Here is a 17,507-nt window from a genome sequence, read left to right as displayed (position 1 = left end):
CGCTCGTCCCATTCCGGGGCGGGTCGGAATCACCTTCCGAGAAGCCGTGACCTATGACCGCCTCGCGACGGTTCATCGTAATTTGTTTGTTGCCAGTGTTTTCGCTGGGTTGCGAAGCATTGCGCAAGTCGCCCAACGTGCGGAATCCGGTCGTCGGTCCGCCGCCGATCCGTCAGTCGTACGTCGAGGTTGATCCCGTCGGGAAGGCTCAATATGCCGATGCCTCCGCCGACGCCGGTGAGATATTGACGGTGTCCGCTGAGAGTACGGAACTCACCGAAGACTCGATCGTGGCGACGGTCAATGCGGAGCCGATTATCGCTTCCGATATTCTCGCCCCTTACGCCAAGGGATTCCGCGAAGCCGAAGCTGAAATGCGGGTGAAGGCGGCCAAGGCGGATCAATTCAGTGAAGAAGAAATCAACGAGGCGATCGCCGCCCAACTGCAAAAAATCAAGAAAGATCTCATCCGGAAAGACCTCGACAAACACATCGAGCGAAAACTGCTGACGCAGGCGCTGAAGAACTCGATGAAGCCCGAGCGGCTCGAGGCCATGGAAGGTGCGATCGATCAGGTTTGGCAGGGCGAACTGGAAAAAATTCAGGCCAAAGCCGGCGTTTCGTCTCGATACGAATTGGAGCCGAAGCTCAAAGAAGAACAGGGCATGTCCCTCAATGAGCTCAAAGACATGTTCCGCCGACAGCAAATGGCAATGGCCTACTTGCACACGGGCGTCGAAACGGTGGAGAAGTCGATCGGTCGGGCGGAGATCGTCCGGTATTACGAAGACCACCTTGATGACTACACGCTGACCCGTCGGGCCCGCTGGCAGCAGATCGTTATTCTGTTCAGCAAAGCAGGCGGGCGGGATGCGGCACTCGACCAACTGAGGGTCGTCGTCGACCAGCTTCAATCGGGGACGCCGTTTGCCGAGGTCGCACAGAAGCACTCACACGGCCCGCGAGCCGAGCGCGGTGGTCAGTGGAATTGGACCGAGCCGGGAGCGCTGAGCAACGACACCTGGGAGCAGGCAATCTTCAATCTTCCGGTCGGCGGCGTCAGCGACGTGATCGAAGACAAGAGCAGCTTCCGGCTGATCCGGGTCTCCGAGCGTGACGAAGGTGGAACGCGGAGCCTGACCGAAGTGCAGGACGAAATCCGCGACATCCTTGCCGAAGAAGCACGCAAAGCGACGACCGATGAAGTCATCGCCGACCTGATGAAATCAGCGTCGATCGAGACGCGAATTCATTGACACGGATTTGCGATATTGCGGCAACTTGAATCGATCAAACTCGGGGCGACACCGTCGCCCCGAGTTTTTTTGCGCCCATCGCGAGACGAGCCGCGCACGCAGTAAGCGGGTAACGAGCTTGCTGCGTCTTTCCTATCCGCTTACTACGTGCGCGGCTGGTGCTGATGAAGAAATCCTTCAGGGTGGTCGGCCAAAAATTCTGGGATCGGCCGCTCGTTCCATGACTTCGTAATTGTAGGTTTGATCGAAGTGGGGATTCTTCGGCAACTTCGGGTTGACCCTGTTGACGCGGCTTCATTATGACCCAACTGCTTCGGCCTCGTGCCGGAGTTGTCGCGCAGAATGTGCCCGGACCAATGGCGTTCGGCCCATCGTTCAACGGACAGATCAGCCTCGGCCTAACGGCCGAGAACGGACAGTTAGAGAAGCAGCTTTCGGCCGAGAGGGAGGGCGAACGATTCGCCCGGGGCCGTTGGCGGTATCAGCCAGACGAAGTCCTGAAGGAGGTAGGAACGTTGGCTCAACGCATCGCAATCGTGGCGGCGTCAACGGCGGCTCTGTTCGCCGTGGTCTGGCTTACAGCCGATCATCGCCCCGTTACCACAGTCGAAGCCGACCAGTTCGCTGACGGGAGGGGCTCGCAAGGCTCTGCCGATCCGCAGGTCCTGCTTAAGCGAGGGAAAGACCACTACGTACGCGGCGAATATCACGCTGCCGTGGTCGCACTTCGAACGGCGCTGGCGCGTCGTAGCGAACTCGATTCGTTCGAGCAGCAGGATTTGAACAACTATCTCGATAAGGCGCAGTTTGCCGCCGGTACCGATCGTGGTTCGGCTCGCGGTGCCTATCAGGACACGGCGAAGCTCTACCTTGTGGAAGGTCGGCGAGCTCTTGCCTCCGGTGATATCGTGGGGGCCAAGCAAATGGCAGATGCCGCGGCGCAGCTCCCGGTCGAATGGCCGGCCGGTAGCGACACACCGCAACGACTTCTCGCGGAGATCAATCGCAATCCGAACTCGTCGGTCTTTCAGGCCGGCGGCGCGGACGCGATCGACAACTTCGCCACCGACGACTGGGGCGCTTCCCGCGTTAATTGGAACGAGACTTCGCTTCAATTGACCGCCGCCGAAGCGGAAGCCGTCGCTTCATCGGGCAAATCGGCCAATGAACTGATGGAGGAAGCTCGCGCAGCCCTCGACGCCGGTCAATTTGATCAGGCGCGTGCGAAAGCGTTGGAGGCCTCGAAGCTCAAGACGACGTGGGGTCTGTTCGAACAACGTCCCGAACACCTCATTGCTGAAGTCAATCGCCGTTCGAATACGAGAACGATCGTCGCCAAAGACGTCGTAACCGGAGACGATGCGACGCGAAAAGCCCACGCCTTGCTGACTGCGGCTCGTCGCGATCTCGCCGCCGGCAACGTCGAAGGCGCCGTCGCGAAAGTGGGCGAAGCGGAAAAACTGCCGGCCACCTACGGTCTGTTCGATGAACGACCCGATTTGCTCAAACGCGAAATCGCTCAAGCCGAGACCGCGCAAAAGCAGGTGATCGTTGCCGACAATAACACGTCCAATCAGGGCAAGTCGAAAGCGACGGAATTGCTCCGACAGGCTCGCCTCGATATGCAGGCCGGCCGCCTCGACTCCGCACTTGCGAAAGCCGATCAGGCCAAAAATCTCGGTGTGACTTACGGCGTATTTGACGACCGCCCTGAACTCATCGAAGGGGCCGTGGCTCAATTGGTGCAGCAGCAGCAGCGCGGTGTGATGGTTGCCGGAACCGGAAATCGGGGAGCGTCGCCGACATCGTCAGGGAATGCATCGTCACGAAATCCTTCCGCTCCGCGGTCGAATCCTACCGGAGCGTCGAGTCCGGAAAAGGCGCGAGCCGTCGCGTTGCTGAACCAAGCCAAAGAAGCCTTTCGAGCCGGTGATATCGACCAGGCACGGCGCTATGCCAGCGCCGCGGCGAAGTACGATGTGACTTACGGTGTTCTCGAGGATCGTCCCGAGCGTCTGCTGGCCCAACTCGGACCCGTTCCGAATGAAGGGCTGACGCCGGAGCGTGGTTCGTCGCCGACTCAAATTGCCGAGTCGAATCGAAACGGTAACGACCTGTTCGCCCCCGGCTTCCGGGGCGGGAACGGTACGAATGAAACTCCCACGATTGCCGCAGCCGGCACTCAGGGTGATGACTCGGTTTGGGGGAACCCGAACGGTGGTCGTGCCGGACGCGTCGGGCTGACCGAAGCATCCGACCCGACGGCTGGTGGCATCGTCACGGCCGATCAGCGAGGATTCTCGGGAAGCACGCACTCGCCGGACGGCGGAGCGCCGCACCTGCTGGCTTCGAACGGTCCGGACGCTTCAGACCTGTACGCCTACGGTACTCAGATGTTGTCGGCAGGCGATCGGGAAGCGGCTTACACGGCCTTCCGCGAAGCCTTCGAAACCAAGCAGCAACTCGATCCGTTCCGTCAGCGGCAATTGCAGAACTATCTGCGAGAGCTTGCCCCGCGGAATGAAAACATTCGCCTGACTTCGGCGCAGGAAGGCGGGGATCCGCTTGATCCCGGCACGAATCGCCTGCGAGCCGCTCAGGGCCGGGAAGCGGCTCAGTACGATCGTCTGCGGACGGAAGTTCTGAACGCAATCTTCCGCGCTGAGCGACTTCGCGAGATTAACCCGGACGAAGCGACGGCCATTTTGGACCGTACGTCCGAATCGGTGAGTCAGTCCTCGGTGAAAGAGGAAGCCAAGCAGCCGCTGCTCCGGCAGCTCGGCCGCAGCCGCGAATCGATCGATTCCTACGCCAAGCAGATGAAGCCGCGGATCGATCAGAAACGTAGAAACGAAGAGGTCCTCGAAGGCAACGCCCAGCGTCGCAACGCACTCATCGTGCGGGAACGCGAACTGGCACGCATGGTCGAAGACTTCAACGAAATGATGGAGCAGCGACGGTTCGCCGAAGCGGTTGTTCTGGCCAAGCAGGCCAAAGAACTCGATCCGGAAAACCCGGCTGTCGTTTCGATGGTTTGGAAGAGTGAGTTCGCCTACGCGAACTTTGAGAACGATCGAATTCGACAAGGGAAGGCCGACAACGTTCTGCGAGTTCTGCGTGAAGTTGACGAGGGTGCCATGGGCATGACCGGGGAAATCGAATTCCCCGAAATCTCGAAGTGGGAAGAGCTGACGCGCAACCGCAGCAAGTACGGTGCGGACAACAAAGTTCGGACCCAGGAAGAGTTGCGAATCGAGCGGAGTCTCGAGCGTCAGGTCACGCTGAACTTTGACAACGAGCCGCTCAAGAACGTCGTGGAACACCTCGCGGTGCTTGCCGACGTCAACATCGTGCTCGATCAGATGGGACTCGACGAGGTCGGCATCACGACCGACACGCCGGTCAACATTCACGTTTCAGGCATCCGACTTAAGAGTGCTCTGAACATTCTGCTTGAACCGCTGCAGCTCGGATATCTCGTCGAGGATGAAGTCCTCAAGATTACGAGCTACCTGCGGAAGCAAGGGAAATTCGTCGTCCGCACCTATCCGGTGGCCGACCTCGTCGTTCCGATTCAAAACTTTGTCGCCCCGGGCGGCACGGCCATGAACTCCAACGGCACGGGCTACTCCGGCTCGCCGATGGGGGGCGGCTCTTATAGCGTTCCCTCGTTTGCCCAACCGCAAGTGGGGCAGGGCTTCATGCAGATCGGGGCGGACGTCCCGCAGTTCGGGCCGGGAGCTTCTTCCGGCTTCGGCGGACCGCGGGCCACCGCGGGCAATCAGAATGTCGACTTCGACAGTCTTGAAGAGTTGATCGTGATGACGATCTCTCCGGAGACGTGGGCCGAAGTGAACGGAAACGGATCGATCCGGCCGTTCGAAACGACCCTGTCGCTGGTCATTCGCCAGACGGAAACCGTTCACGAAGAAATTCGCGACCTGCTTCAGCAATTGCGACGTCTGCAGGACCTGCAGGTAACGGTCGAAGTGCGGTTCATCACCGTGTCGGATGAATTCTTCGAGGTCATCGGTATCGACTTCGACTTCGACATTCAGGACACGATCGGTGGCCCGGATGACGGCCTCGAATTCGGTGAAATCGACGGTTCGGCAGCCACGCCGGGCACCTTCTTTAATGATCCTCCCGGACGCGACCTGCGGGACCGGGATGCCTATCGGAAGGGAACGGTGGTCGGTCTGTCGGCACCGGGAACGTTTACGTCCGACCTGGACGTTGCCGTTCAGCAGGGTTCGTTCGCGGTCGGCGTGCCTGACTTCGGAGGATTCGACCCGGCCGTCGGTGCTCAGTTGGGCTTCGCCGTGCTGAGCGATATCGAAGCGTTCTTCTTCATTCAGGCTGCTCAGGGCAGCGAACGGTCGAACTTGATGTTCGCCCCGAAGGTAACGCTCTTCAACGGACAGCAGGCGACGGTTCAGAACACCGTGCAGCGGCCGTTTGTGACGAGTTTGATCCCGACGGTCGGATTCTTCAGCGTCGGATTCACACCGCAGATTACCGTGCTCAGTGAAGGGGTGACCCTCTCGGTGCAGGCGGTGATCAGCGCGGATCGTCGATTCGTCCGACTAACGGTCATCCCGGCGTTCACCAACATTACTGACGTCGCGACGTTCTCGTTCGCCAGCGGTGGTGCCGGCGGTATCGCCGGTGCAGCCGGTGCAGCCGGCGGTGGTGTGGCTGGTGCCGCAGGCGGTGCGGCAGGTGGCTTCGGTGGTGCGGCCGGTGCCGGTGGATTGGGAGGTGCTGGCGGCTTCGGCGGTGGTGCCGGTGGATTCGCTGGCGGTGCCGGTGGTGCCCTTGGTATCGCAGGGATCGGGGGCGGCATGTCCGCCCGAAGCAGTCTGCTCCACGCACTACCGACGCAGACGGCCGGAACGGCTGGAACGGCAGGTACTGCGGGAACGGCTGGAACGGCAGGAACCGCAGGGACCGCAGGAACCGCAGGTACGGCGGGAACGGCCGGAACGGCTGGCGTGGCCGGTGCCGGTGCCGCTGGTGCGGTCGGCGGCGGTACGACGCTGACGGTTCAGCAGCCGATCTTTGAAATCGTGAACGTCACGACGACGGTCAGCGTGCCGGACGGTGGTACGGTGCTGCTCGGCGGGATCAAGCGGCTTCGCGAGTCCCGCAATAGTGCCGGTGTGCCGATCCTGAACAAGCTGCCTTACATCAGCCGCCTGTTCAAGAACACGGGCCTCGGTCGCCAGACCGAAAGCCTGATGCTCATGGTTACGCCGCGGATCATCATTCAGGAAGAAGAGGAAGAACTCCTCGGCATTCCACTGTAAGGATTGATCCGAGTATTGACGCGATAAGCCCACGGGGTGCAACCCGTGGGCTTTTTTGTGCGCGGAGAGATCAGCTCAATCGCTCGTCTTGCCGTCTCGGCTGAATTTCTGGCTGAGAAAGACTTTCAGAAACGCCCAGCTCTGCTCGTCGGCCCGCTCATCGTATTTCAAGCCATCTATGCCGTGGCTGTCAGCCGACGGGTTGGTGAAGCTGTGACGCGCTCCGGCAAATTCCACGAACGAATAGGGTTTGTCCGCTTCGTCGAGCGCAGACCGAAAGCCACGAATCGTCTCAGCCGTGATGAAGCCGTCCTCGGCTCCGTGGCAGATCAACATGTCCGCGCGAACTTGTTCGGCGTCGGCGTCGGATGCGATGGGTAAAGCGCCGTGAAAGCTGGCCACGCCCTTGAGATCAGTCCCGGCGTAAGCCAGTTGCAGCACGGTCGCGCCACCGAAGCAGTAGCCGATCGCGGCGAGCCTCTCCGGATCGACGACCGGCTGAGACTTTAGAACTTCGAGTCCGGCCAAGGCGCGACTCCGCCACGACTCGACATTCTGCCGAACCTGTCCGGCCCATTCGCCCGCCTGCTTGGGGTGCTCGGTGATCTTGCCTTCGCCGTACATGTCGAGTGCGAAGGCGGCGTAGCCGAGTTTCGCGAGCATTTCGGTCCGGCGTTTGGCGTATTCGTTCAGCCCCCACCATTCATGGACCACGAGCACGCCCGGCCGCGGACCTTCGACGGTATCGTCATAGGTGAGGAAGCCTTTGAGCGGCGTGCCGTCGTGCTCGTATTCAATAGTTTTCGTCACGATTTCGGCCGGCGCTTCAGTGCTGATGGCAATCAAGCCAAGGACGGTGATCGTCGCAGTCGCGATTGAGACAACGGGACGCATGGTTGTTACTCGTTCAAGCTTTGTTGGTTAAGAGATAGAGATAGCGAGCGGATCAGAATCGCCGGAGTTTATGATCCGATATTGCCCGTCAATGTCGCCTTGAGTTTTCCGGTCGCGCGGCAATCGGTTGGGAGGTTCACGCGCAGGTACAGCGGCCCGCTCTCCGGTGGTGAAATCGAAGCATCGGCGCCGATCACAAATGGCTCCGGTGGTCCGCCGTTCTTATTGCCACCGCGGCGGTTCCCCGAGGGACGCCGACCGGAAGCGGCCTGCGGCGCCGGTGCGACAATTCCCATCAAGCGACCGAATGCGATGCCGTCGTAAAGTCCGGTTGCCGGGTCATCGCTCGTCGGGGGGCCGTCTCCGGAGATCAACTTCGAGTAGACGATGCGGTAATCGCCGGTGACGGAAATCCGGAACGGCTTCCCTTTCTGCACGTTGGTGATTGGGCCGACCCAACCGCGGCTGACGTCAATCTCGGTGGTGACTTCGTTCGCCGAGAGGCGTCGTTCTTCGATCTCTTTGATCTTTTCGCGGGCTTGGACGAGGTCAGGCCGCACATCGAGAATCCGCCGCAGCATAACGATGGCTTTGTCATTTTCTCCGGATCGTTCGTATTCCTCGGCGAGCAGACCGGTCTCGCGAACGAACTCGTCCCGAATTTGCTCGGCCTTGTTGTCCAATTGTTTGGTGCTGCCGCGCGGCGGTTGAGCGAATACCGCGCAGTTCAAGCCGATAAAGATCAATGCGACCGACAGCCCCCGGATCAGTCCTCGTCTCAGTGCGCCTTCCCGAGGTCGCCCAAAGGTTTGTTGGAGATTCATCACTTCCTCGTCGCTGGCGTTGGATTATTCATACTTGGGAAACGCAGACGCTGCTGAAATTAATCGACCGGTCATCAAACTTGGCAGATCATTCGATCGCATCGATCGACCGGCATCAAACGAACAGGGATGAACCCGCGGAATCGATACTGTGCCCGCAGTCCGAAACGCGTCGATGCCGAACTTACGGTATCTCGTAGGCATACGCGCTGGCGAACCTTGATGGAACGATCCTATACTGTCTGTGTCAACTCGGTCGGGGGAATACCTGCGGGCGAGGCGACTGAAACTCCAAAATGTCCTGCCACGGCATCGAACTACTGCCGGGCCGGATCCTCACCAATCTTCCGCAGCCAGTGTGATCCGATGAAGTACTTTTGCGCTCCCGGAGTCTTGGGCCTTGTCGGCTCGTTCGGCCTGTGCGTTGCCCTGCTAATCGGCCATTCGTCGCCGCTGGTCGCCGACGATGCCAAGGAAGTCTCGCCCGACTGGGTTTGGGCGGGCAGCGAGCCGGCCGCGGGCGAAACGATCGTGGCCCGCGAGGTGTTCGACATCAACAGCGTGGTGACGAACGCGGAATTATCGGTCGCGGGCGATGACCACATCCGCGTGTTCCTCAACGGCGAGGAACTGGTCCGCAGCGACGATTGGAGGAAGCCGGTATTCGAAGATGTTCGATACCACCTGCGTGACGGCAAGAACGTGTTGGCGATCTACGTCAAGAACGACAGCGGTCCCGCCGGCGTCATCTTTGAGTTGAAGGGGCGGTACTACAAAAAACAAGGAGATTTTCACGTTGTCTCAGGCGAGGAGACCGAGGTTCTGAAGTCGCCGAAAGACTTCGGCTGGGCCAAAGACGGATACAAACCCGCAGCCGGCCAGTGGAAGGCTGCGACCTCGCTCGGGGCCCTCGGCGCTGAACCATGGGGCGATATCCCTCTCGGTCAAAAGCCTCCGGAGGACGCGGCGACACCGGTTTCCGACATCGACGTGCCGAAGGGTTTCGCCGTCGACCTTGTCTACTCAGTGCCGAAGGGGGACCAAGGTTCGTGGGTTGCACTCACGCCCGATGACCGTGGCGGACTAATCGCGTCAGACCAATACGGCAGTCTTTATCGGGTCACTCCCGCTCCGATCGGCAAACCGACGTCCGATACGAAGGTCACGAAGATCCCGGTTAATGTCGGCAGCGCACAGGGGTTGCTCGTCGCGTACGGCGGGTTGTATGTGGTTAGAAACGGGAACTCGGGGCTGTTCAAGGTCACCGATTCCGACGGGGACGGTGAGTATGACTCGGCTAAAAAGTTGACGGACTTCGATGGCGGCGGCGAGCACGGTCCGCACGCGATTCGCAAAGGACCCGATGGTCGGCTGTGGGTCATCGCGGGCAATCACACTTCCGTCCCAACCCCAGTAGCAGCCGATTCACCGCACAACAATTTTGAAGAAGACCTGTTGCTACCGCGCAATCCCGACGGACGGGGGCACGCGACCGGTCGGATGGCACCGGGAGGATGGATTGCTCACACCGATCCGGAAGCGACCGAGTGGGTGCTGCACTGTGCGGGATATCGAAACCCCTATGACATCGCCTTCAACCGCGACGGTGAACTCTTCACCTTCGACGCCGATATGGAATGGGATACCGGGACGCCTTGGTATCGGCCGACGCGGGTCAACCATGCGATCTCCGGGGCCGAGTTCGGTTGGCGGTTCGGGACCGGCAAGTGGCCCGAGTACTACCCGGACAGCTTTGGCAGCGTCGTCGATATTGGTCTGGGTTCACCGACCGGGATCGAGTTCGGCTATGACGCCAAGTTCCCGGCGAAATATCGCGAAGCGCTCTATATCAACGACTGGACCTACGGCAAGATTTACGCCGTGCACATGAAGCCGGACGGAGCGACTTACCGGGCCGACTTCGAAACGTTCGTCAAAGGGCGACCGCTGCCGGTGACCGATGCGGTCGTCAATCCGGCTGACGGGGCGTTTTACTTCGCAATCGGCGGGCGGCGGGCTCAGTCCGGCCTGTACCGTGTGCGGTATGTCGGCGATGAGTCGACAGCGCCGACGCAAATGGCGGAGAACCCGCGGGCCGAGAAAGCTCGTATGTTGCGACACAAGATCGAAGAGTATCACCGCACGAGCAATCCGCAGGCGGTCGAGTTCCTGTGGCCGCACCTCAACAGCTACGACCGGGCCATTCGCTATGCCGCCCGAGTCGCGATTGAAAATCAGCCGCTTGCAGCTTGGAAAAAACGGGCGTTGGCCGAGGAGAACACGAACGGACGCATTCAGGCGATGGTTGCATTGGCTCGCACGGCCGGCGATGAGATGCAGGCTGACGTGATCGCCAGCTTGAACGAACTGCCGCTCAAACGCCTTTCCGAAGAGCAAATGCTCGACGCGCTGCGGGCGTACCAACTCGCGTTCATCCGCCTCGGCGGCAAGCAGGACGATGGAGTCGTTCAATCGGTGGTCGATCGGCTCGCTCCGTTCGTGCCGCATCCGAACAACTTCGTCAGTCGGGAATTGACGAAGCTGCTCGTCTATCTGGAGGCTCCGATCATCATCGAAAAATCGATGGAGCGATTGGAACAGGCTCAGACGCAGCAGGAGCAGATGTTTTACATCTTCGTGCTGCGAAACATGAAAACCGGTTGGACGCCGGAACTGAGGAAGGCGTACTTCAGTTGGATCAATCTCGCGAGCCAGAAGTATCGCGGCGGTGCGAGCTTCCAGAAATTCGTGGAGCAGATCCGCGACGACGCGGTCGCTCATATGAGCGAAGATGAAAAGGAAGCTTTGGCCGATGTGATCTCCGGCGAGTCGAGCGTCGAGGTCGTACAAATCGAAACGAGTCGACAGTTTGTGCAGAACTGGCAACTCGACGACTTCGAAGGTCAGCTCGATCGCGTCGAATCGGGGCGGTCCTTCGAGAACGGCAAAGCGGCGTACGAGGCAGCACAGTGCGCGAAGTGCCACCGCTTTCGCGGGGTCGGCGGCGACACCGGCCCGGACATCACCGGTGTCGGCGGCCGCTTCAATCCGCAGTATTTGCTGGAGTCGGTCGTCGCGCCGTCGAAGGCGATTTCCGACCAGTACAAGAATGAAACGATCGTCACGATCAACGGTGAAGTCCTGGCCGGACGGGTCATTCAGGATGAGCCGGACTACATCATGATTCGGACTGACCCGTTCGCTCGCGAACTAACCAAGGTCATGAAAGACGACATCGACGAGCGGTTCCTCTCGGAGCAATCGGAGATGCCCAAGAGCCTGATTAATGTCCTCTCGAAAGAAGAGATTTTCGACCTGATCGCGTATCTCCGCAGCGGCGGCGATCCGGACGATCGGGCGTTCGACGCAGGGGATTAACGCCGATATTGATTGAAGGTTTTCAGGCGGCGTGCCACGGTGCGCCGCCGCTTTTCTAGGGTCTTAGGTTCGTTGCGATGCTCCGCACGATTGAGCGGCTCTCGGTCTTCTACAATTGGGGCCCGGCCGTTCCTTTTCCTGCCGCCCGGGTTGCTGAAGCGGCTGACGTCTGGCTGACCGCCGAAGTTGGAGTCGAGCTGCACGCGGCGTTCTACGAATGCCCCGACGAATACCGGCGACTTCCGGCGGAGCAGTCACCGGTCGTTTTGTTCTTTCATGGGAATGCCGGCTCGATTCGCCGCTGGCGGCATATCGGAAGCCGCTGGCAGGACGCACTCGGAGCCGACGTTCTGGTACTTGATTATCGCGGATACGGTCGAAGCTCGGGCACGCCGACCGAGGCGGGGCTCTATATCGACGCCCGCGCGGCCTATGAGTACTTAACGCAGGATCGGGCCGTCGACCCGGAGCGGATAGTGATCGTCGGGCAATCACTGGGCGGCGGCGTTGCGGTGAATCTGGCCCACGATTCGGCGCATGCGGCACTTGTGCTGGAGAGCACATTCACCCGTCTCACCGAGGTGCCTTCCGCACGCCTGCCCTGGTTGCCGACCGAGCGCTGGATGCGAAACCGGTTTGGCTCGATCGATCTCCTATCGCAATACCTTAAGCCTTTGTTCGTATCGCATGGCGATCGCGATTGGTTGATTCCCTATGCTCATGCCGAGCGTTTGGTCGAAGCGACGGCCGGGCCGGTCGAGTTCATGACGCTCCCCGGAATGAATCATTCGGACCGCCGACCGCCGGAATACAACGAACGCGTTCGCCGATTCCTCGCCGAGCACCTTCCGCAATTTCGGGGACTTGGCGAATCGGACGACTGAATTTTTGCTGGAAGCCGAAGCTCTCTTGGCATCCCCCCGCAAATTTGCGGGTGGGGGAAAGCCCCTTTTCCCAGCGGGGCGCCCTGGACGACGCCGGAGTCGATATACTTCCTCACGATCGCACTAATCACGAAACTAACGTGTTGATTTCGTCGACTGAGAGTTGCGTGGCGATTCAAATCTACCCGGCAGCAGCGTAGATATCGTTCCTTAAACACTGATGTGCTGCGAGAGAAAAATTGAATTCCGTTGCCGAAGGTCTCGATTCAACGTCCCGCGCGGATGTCATGTCCGCGATGCGGTCGGGCACGAGAGATCTGCATGAACGGATTGAACAACGGATTCGGCCGGCGGAGGCGCTTGGCGACATTGACAGCTATCGTCGGCTGTTAGAGCGGTATGCTGCCTACTATCGATGCTTCGAAGAAATCGTGCGGCGGGATCGCTTCATCGTCCGGGAATTCGGCTCGGAGCGGCTGGAGAAGTCGAAATGGCTTCGCAATGATCTGCGAGAATTGAATGAAGCGGTTCCGGTGGTGGGCGATCAGAGAAGCTCTGCCGAAGAACTCACGCTCCCCGATTTCCCAACGCGGTCGCACTTGATCGGCGGGATGTATGTCCTCGAGGGTGCGACGTTGGGAGGGCAAGTACTGCTGAGGCGGTACGGTCCGCCGCGTGGTCTGCCGGAAGGGGCGGCGGTTCGATTCTTCGAAGGATATCGTGACGCCACCGGCATGATGTGGCAGGCATTTTCTCAAACGGCTTGCCGGCTAGTCGAAGCCGAAGCGGAAATCGCCGCGGCGGTCGATTCGGCCCGCGCGACTTTTTCGAGCTTCGGTGACTGGGTCGTACCGAATCAATTGGTCACGCAGCAGTGAGCGAATACGCGACAAAATTGGTCGGGCCGACCGAGTTCACGGAGGGATGTGATCGGGAACCGATTCAGTTTCTCGGTCGGGTGCAATCTCACGGCTTGTTGATGGCCCTCGACGCGGGCGATCTGCAGATCGTCCGGGTCTCGGATAATTCGGAACGACTCATCGGGATCCGGCCGGAGGACTTGCTCGGTCAATCCGCCCCGAGTGTGTTCTCCGGCGAGTTCCGCGATGTGATCGAGTCCTGCTTGCACGACTTGTCTGCCGGAAAGAACAACCCGCTTCGACTCGATATCGCCGTCCGCGGTGAGAGCGTGACATTCGACGGCGTCGTCCACCGGACCGGCGATTGCGTCATTGTCGAGTTGGAAAACCCGAGGACCGAGGCTCATGCCCGCAGCCCGCGTGGACGAGTGATCGATCAGCACTTCGAATTTGTTCGCGGAACTCTTGCGGACGTGGCGCAATTGAGCGATCTCGATGAGATCGGGCAACAAATCACTCGGGCGGTCCGCGGTTACACCGGTTTCGACCGGGTCATGCTTTATCGGTTCGAAGAGGATGAACACGGGGTCGTGATCGGCGAAGATCGCCCTGAGGAGATGGAGCCTTTCCTCGGGCTGCACTACCCGGCGTCGGACGTCCCTCAACAGGCCCGGAAGCTCTATTGCCGCAGTTTATTGCGGCTGATCGTCGACGTGGACGACCCCGGATCACCGGTGGTCGCCTCCGACGATCGGCAAGCTCGCGTCCCGCTTGACCTCTCTCACGCGGTGCTTCGCAGCGTTTCCGAAACACACATCGAATATCTGCGCAACATGGACGTCGGAGCGTCGATGTCGATTTCCCTGGTTCAAGGGGGGCGGCTGTGGGGGCTGATTGCGTGTCATCACCGCGGCCCTCGGTTCGTCTCTTACGAACGTCGGGCAGCCTGTGAGATGCTGGGCGCTGTCGTCATGGGGCAGATCACCGCGGCCGAGCAGGCCATTGCCGAACGGCGGCGAGCTGCCGCGAATGCCGATTGCGCGAAAATCGTTCAGGCGGCGGCAACGCGTGCCTCGATCAGCGACGCGCTTGTGGAATACGAGCGGCCATTTCTCTCGCTGGTTGAGGCGACCGGTGCGGCGGTCTTTATAGGCGGGACAACCCGGCTGCTGGGCACGACGCCCGAACTTAAGAACGTCACGCGTATCCTTGACGAGATCGAAAATTCTGTCGGCGGGCCGATCAGTCGTCTTGAGCGAGTCGCTGAACTCTCCGCCGATTTCAGCCAATTCAGTAAGAATTGCTGCGGCGTGCTGGCAATGCGATTCGTCAATGGCGACGCCATCCTGTTCTTTCGCCCTGAGACGGTTCGAACGATCAAATGGGCTGGCAATCCCTACCGGGAAGTCGAGGACCGACCCGCATCGGTAAGCGAATCGGACTCCCCGCTTGATCGCCTTTCGCCAAGGAATTCATTCGCGATATTCGCAGAGTCGGTCCGTGGGCGATCGGTCCCCTGGACCGAGGCAAATCTGGAAGTCGCCGAGTTACTGAAATCGTCGATCGAATCGCTCCTGGGGCGGCGCGCTGATGAAGTGTCGCAGCTTCAGCGCCGACTCGTGTCGACGAACGACGAGATCACTCAATTGATCGCAGCCGTTTCCCACGACCTCAAAGGGCCGCTTGTGACGTGCCGGGGCTTCATCGGGTTGATGGCGGATGACCTCGAGAGCGGAAAGATGGACGACGTCCGAGACTCGGCCACCCGTATTGATCAGGCTGCGGCGCAGATGAATCGGGCCATCGATGATTTGCTGAGTTTCAGTCGTCTGGAGCAGGTGGCACGCTCACGCAGCCGGGTCGAAGGAGACCAGATCAGACGCTATGTCCTCGACCGGTATGAGTCACAGTGTCGTGATAAAGGAGTGAATCTGGAGGTCGACGAACTATCGTCGGCGTGGGCAGACTTCGACGGATTGTGCCGGGTGCTCGATAATCTGATCGGTAACGCCCTCAAATATGGCTGCGGCAGTGAGGCACCGAAGGTCACGGTCGGCGGATCGTCAGAGGCCGATGAATCTCGATATTTCGTGTCCGACAATGGTGCTGGAATCGCTGAACGGGACCATGATCGCGTCTTCCAATTTTTTCAGCGAGGTCACAGCGACGGCGAGGGCAGCGGCATCGGGCTTGCCTCCGTTCGGAAGATTATGCAGCACCACGGGGGGCGGGCCTGGGTCGAGTCAGCCCCCGGCGAAGGGGCGACCTTCCATTTTGCCTTTCCTGAGTCAGAAATAAAAAAATAGTGGTTTCTACGAGGTTGATAATAGTCGACTGATTGATTTACGCGTAAAATCGTCCCATCGGTTGCGCTGTTCGAAGGAAAGCCGCTTGAAAAGGGTTAGGTGGGACAACGAGCGATGGGTCGCGTTTTGCTGGTCGAGAACGACGACGGGCACGCCATACTTTTTGAGCGAATTGCTCGAAAGGTCGATCCGAATTTGGCGATCGACCGCGTCTCTTCTTGTTTGGCCGTTGCCAGCTATGTCCAAGGCATCGAAGCCAGCAATCGGGGAAAGCCGAACTTTGTCGTCCTTGACTGGAATCTCACCGGCGAAACCGGGGACGTGGTTTTGCGGTATTTCAAGAATTTGCGAGGCTGGCACGGCGTGCCGGTCATCGTATTATCTTGTACGGAAGACCTGTCGGATCGACTCTTGGCCTACCAGGAGCGAGCCCGCGGTTTCGTTCTGAAGCCAACCGATTATGATCATTACACGCGTAAGGTGTCTGCGATTATTCGATTTTGGGGTTGCTATAATCGTTCGACCGACTGCGGCGTTGATTCCTCCAGCCACACGTTTCGTCCGCTGGCCGCCATCTGATCCTTTCGGAACCTGAGCAATTCGTGCCGTGAGCGAAACTCCCGACCGTCTCTCGGGCATCGTGTTGCTCGTCGAAGACGACGATCATCATGCCCGTCTGATCAAACGTTATCTCGACGATTTACAGTCGGCCGACGTGAAGGTTGAGCACGCAGCGACGTTCGGAGCGGCACGTGAGCGGTTGATCGACGGAGATATTACGCTGATCCTGTTGGATCTCGGTTTGCCCGATGCCGACCCCGATTACTTTCTACCCGTTCTGGCAGAAGACTATCCCGACGTCCCAATCGTGGTGCTGACGTCTCATGAAGACGTGCGGCTGGGAGCGGATATCGTCGATCAAGGCGCTGAGGATTACCTTGTCAAATCGGAACTGACCAGGGCCCTGCTGGAGCGAAGTTTACGCTACGCGATGGTTCGAAAAGCCAATCACGTCGCGCTTCAGAAGCAAGCCCGCGATTTAGAACGCCGCAACGAAGAGTTACGAGGGTTCGCGCACACGCTGGCTCACGAAGTCCGCAACCCCCTCTCGATCATTTCCGGATGCTTACAATACATCTGTTCGCCCGGCGTCGAAAATCTCAATGGTCGAACGACGGCACTGATTGAGGCGGCTTCCCGATCGGTCACCAATCTCGACGAACTGATCAACGAGTTATTGCAGTTTTCGCGGGCTTCGCAGTCGATTCCCTTCGAAGAGGTCGACCTCTCGGAGACATTTCAGGCTGCCTGGGAATCCGTTCGCCATCGGGCGACCTCGGCGGGGGTGAGCATTTCGCATGACCCATTACCGGTCGTGCGAGGTCGGCCCGTCCAATTGCGGCAAGTTTTTGAAAATTTGCTTGGCAACGCCATCAAGTACGGCGGTAAGCCCACGCTGCACGTCCACGTCGGAACGGAGCATACTGACAAGGGCCCGGTCTTGTCGGTCACCGACGACGGAGTCGGGATCGAGCCTGAGTATCACGATAAATTATTCGATATGTTCTTCCGAGGTCCTGAACATGCCAAGGATTCCTCGATTTCAGGTACGGGAATCGGTTTGGCGTTCTGCCGACGTGTGATCGAGCAGCATGGCGGACAGATTTGGGTCGAATCAATCCCCGGCACGAACACGACCTTTCATTTCTCGCTCCCCGCGGTCGATGATGACCGTGGGACTTCGGAAACACAGGACGAGTATCTGCTTGCACCGTCCGCTTGACGCCGCCTTTAGA

The 17,507-nt window shown here is 59.5% G+C and carries 10 protein-coding genes; 8 read left to right on the top strand and 2 right to left on the bottom strand.

The window, feature by feature from the left end; all coding sequences use genetic code 11:
* Nucleotides 1-53: 53 nt before the first annotated feature.
* Nucleotides 54-1,256 (top strand): peptidylprolyl isomerase, encoded by a 1,203-nt coding sequence (locus Pan189_RS20305; RefSeq protein WP_145365903.1) that lies wholly within the window; start codon nucleotides 54-56, stop codon nucleotides 1,254-1,256.
* A gap of 299 nt (nucleotides 1,257-1,555) precedes the next feature.
* Nucleotides 1,556-6,565 (top strand): secretin GspD/PilQ domain-containing protein, encoded by a 5,010-nt coding sequence (locus tag Pan189_RS20300; protein WP_145365902.1) that lies wholly within the window; start codon nucleotides 1,556-1,558, stop codon nucleotides 6,563-6,565.
* Between the two features lie 75 nt (nucleotides 6,566-6,640).
* Here the strand turns inward: Pan189_RS20300 and Pan189_RS20295 are convergent, their stop codons facing one another.
* On the bottom strand, nucleotides 6,641-7,459 hold the full coding sequence (locus tag Pan189_RS20295; RefSeq protein ID WP_145365901.1) for a dienelactone hydrolase family protein: 819 nt from the start codon (nucleotides 7,457-7,459) through the stop codon (nucleotides 6,641-6,643).
* Nucleotides 7,460-7,527: 68 nt separating this feature from the next.
* Nucleotides 7,528-8,283, bottom strand: coding sequence for a tetratricopeptide repeat protein (locus Pan189_RS20290; RefSeq protein ID WP_145365900.1), 756 nt, complete (start codon nucleotides 8,281-8,283; stop codon nucleotides 7,528-7,530).
* A 366-nt stretch (nucleotides 8,284-8,649) separates the two neighbouring features.
* Between Pan189_RS20290 and Pan189_RS20285 the strand changes: the two genes are divergently transcribed.
* The 6 genes from Pan189_RS20285 to Pan189_RS20260 all read left to right on the top strand — a co-directional run bounded on the left by Pan189_RS20285 (nucleotide 8,650) and on the right by Pan189_RS20260 (nucleotide 17,494).
* Entirely contained in the window at nucleotides 8,650-11,661 is a 3,012-nt protein-coding gene (locus Pan189_RS20285) for a c-type cytochrome (RefSeq protein WP_310820826.1), read from the top strand.
* A 77-nt stretch (nucleotides 11,662-11,738) separates the two neighbouring features.
* Nucleotides 11,739-12,545: an alpha/beta hydrolase gene (locus tag Pan189_RS20280; RefSeq protein ID WP_145365898.1), complete on the top strand. Its 807-nt coding sequence runs from the start codon at nucleotides 11,739-11,741 to the stop codon at nucleotides 12,543-12,545.
* A gap of 239 nt (nucleotides 12,546-12,784) precedes the next feature.
* Nucleotides 12,785-13,423 carry a biliverdin-producing heme oxygenase gene (locus Pan189_RS20275; protein WP_145365897.1) on the top strand — a complete coding sequence of 213 codons (639 nt, stop codon included), beginning with the start codon at nucleotides 12,785-12,787 and terminating at the stop codon, nucleotides 13,421-13,423.
* Entirely contained in the window at nucleotides 13,420-15,711 is a 2,292-nt protein-coding gene (locus tag Pan189_RS20270; protein ID WP_145365896.1) for an ATP-binding protein, read from the top strand. The genes Pan189_RS20275 and Pan189_RS20270 overlap by 4 nt, the downstream gene beginning before the upstream one ends.
* A 114-nt stretch (nucleotides 15,712-15,825) precedes the next feature.
* Nucleotides 15,826-16,290: a response regulator gene (locus Pan189_RS20265; protein ID WP_145365895.1), complete on the top strand. Its 465-nt coding sequence runs from the start codon at nucleotides 15,826-15,828 to the stop codon at nucleotides 16,288-16,290.
* Nucleotides 16,291-16,318: 28 nt separating this feature from the next.
* Nucleotides 16,319-17,494 (top strand): sensor histidine kinase, encoded by a 1,176-nt coding sequence (locus tag Pan189_RS20260; protein ID WP_145365894.1) that lies wholly within the window; start codon nucleotides 16,319-16,321, stop codon nucleotides 17,492-17,494.
* Nucleotides 17,495-17,507 lie beyond the last annotated feature (13 nt).

This window comes from Stratiformator vulcanicus, assembly GCF_007744515.1.
In the GTDB taxonomy this organism is placed as follows: Bacteria; Planctomycetota; Planctomycetia; order Planctomycetales; family Planctomycetaceae; genus Stratiformator; species Stratiformator vulcanicus.
This window is presented reverse-complemented; position numbering and strand designations above follow the sequence as displayed.

Excerpts from the sequence above, each read along its gene's own strand:
- Pan189_RS20290 (WP_145365900.1), bottom strand. The coding sequence starts at position 8,283 with ATGAATCTCCAACAAACCTTTGGGCGACCTCGGGAAGGCGCACTGAGA.
- Pan189_RS20280 (WP_145365898.1), top strand. The coding sequence starts at position 11,739 with ATGCTCCGCACGATTGAGCGGCTCTCGGTCTTCTACAATTGGGGCCCG.
- Pan189_RS20300 (WP_145365902.1), top strand. The coding sequence starts at position 1,556 with ATGACCCAACTGCTTCGGCCTCGTGCCGGAGTTGTCGCGCAGAATGTG.
- Pan189_RS20295 (WP_145365901.1), bottom strand. The coding sequence starts at position 7,459 with ATGCGTCCCGTTGTCTCAATCGCGACTGCGACGATCACCGTCCTTGGC.
- Pan189_RS20265 (WP_145365895.1), top strand. The coding sequence starts at position 15,826 with ATGGGTCGCGTTTTGCTGGTCGAGAACGACGACGGGCACGCCATACTT.
- Pan189_RS20305 (WP_145365903.1), top strand. The coding sequence starts at position 54 with ATGACCGCCTCGCGACGGTTCATCGTAATTTGTTTGTTGCCAGTGTTT.
- Pan189_RS20285 (WP_310820826.1), top strand. The coding sequence starts at position 8,650 with ATGAAGTACTTTTGCGCTCCCGGAGTCTTGGGCCTTGTCGGCTCGTTC.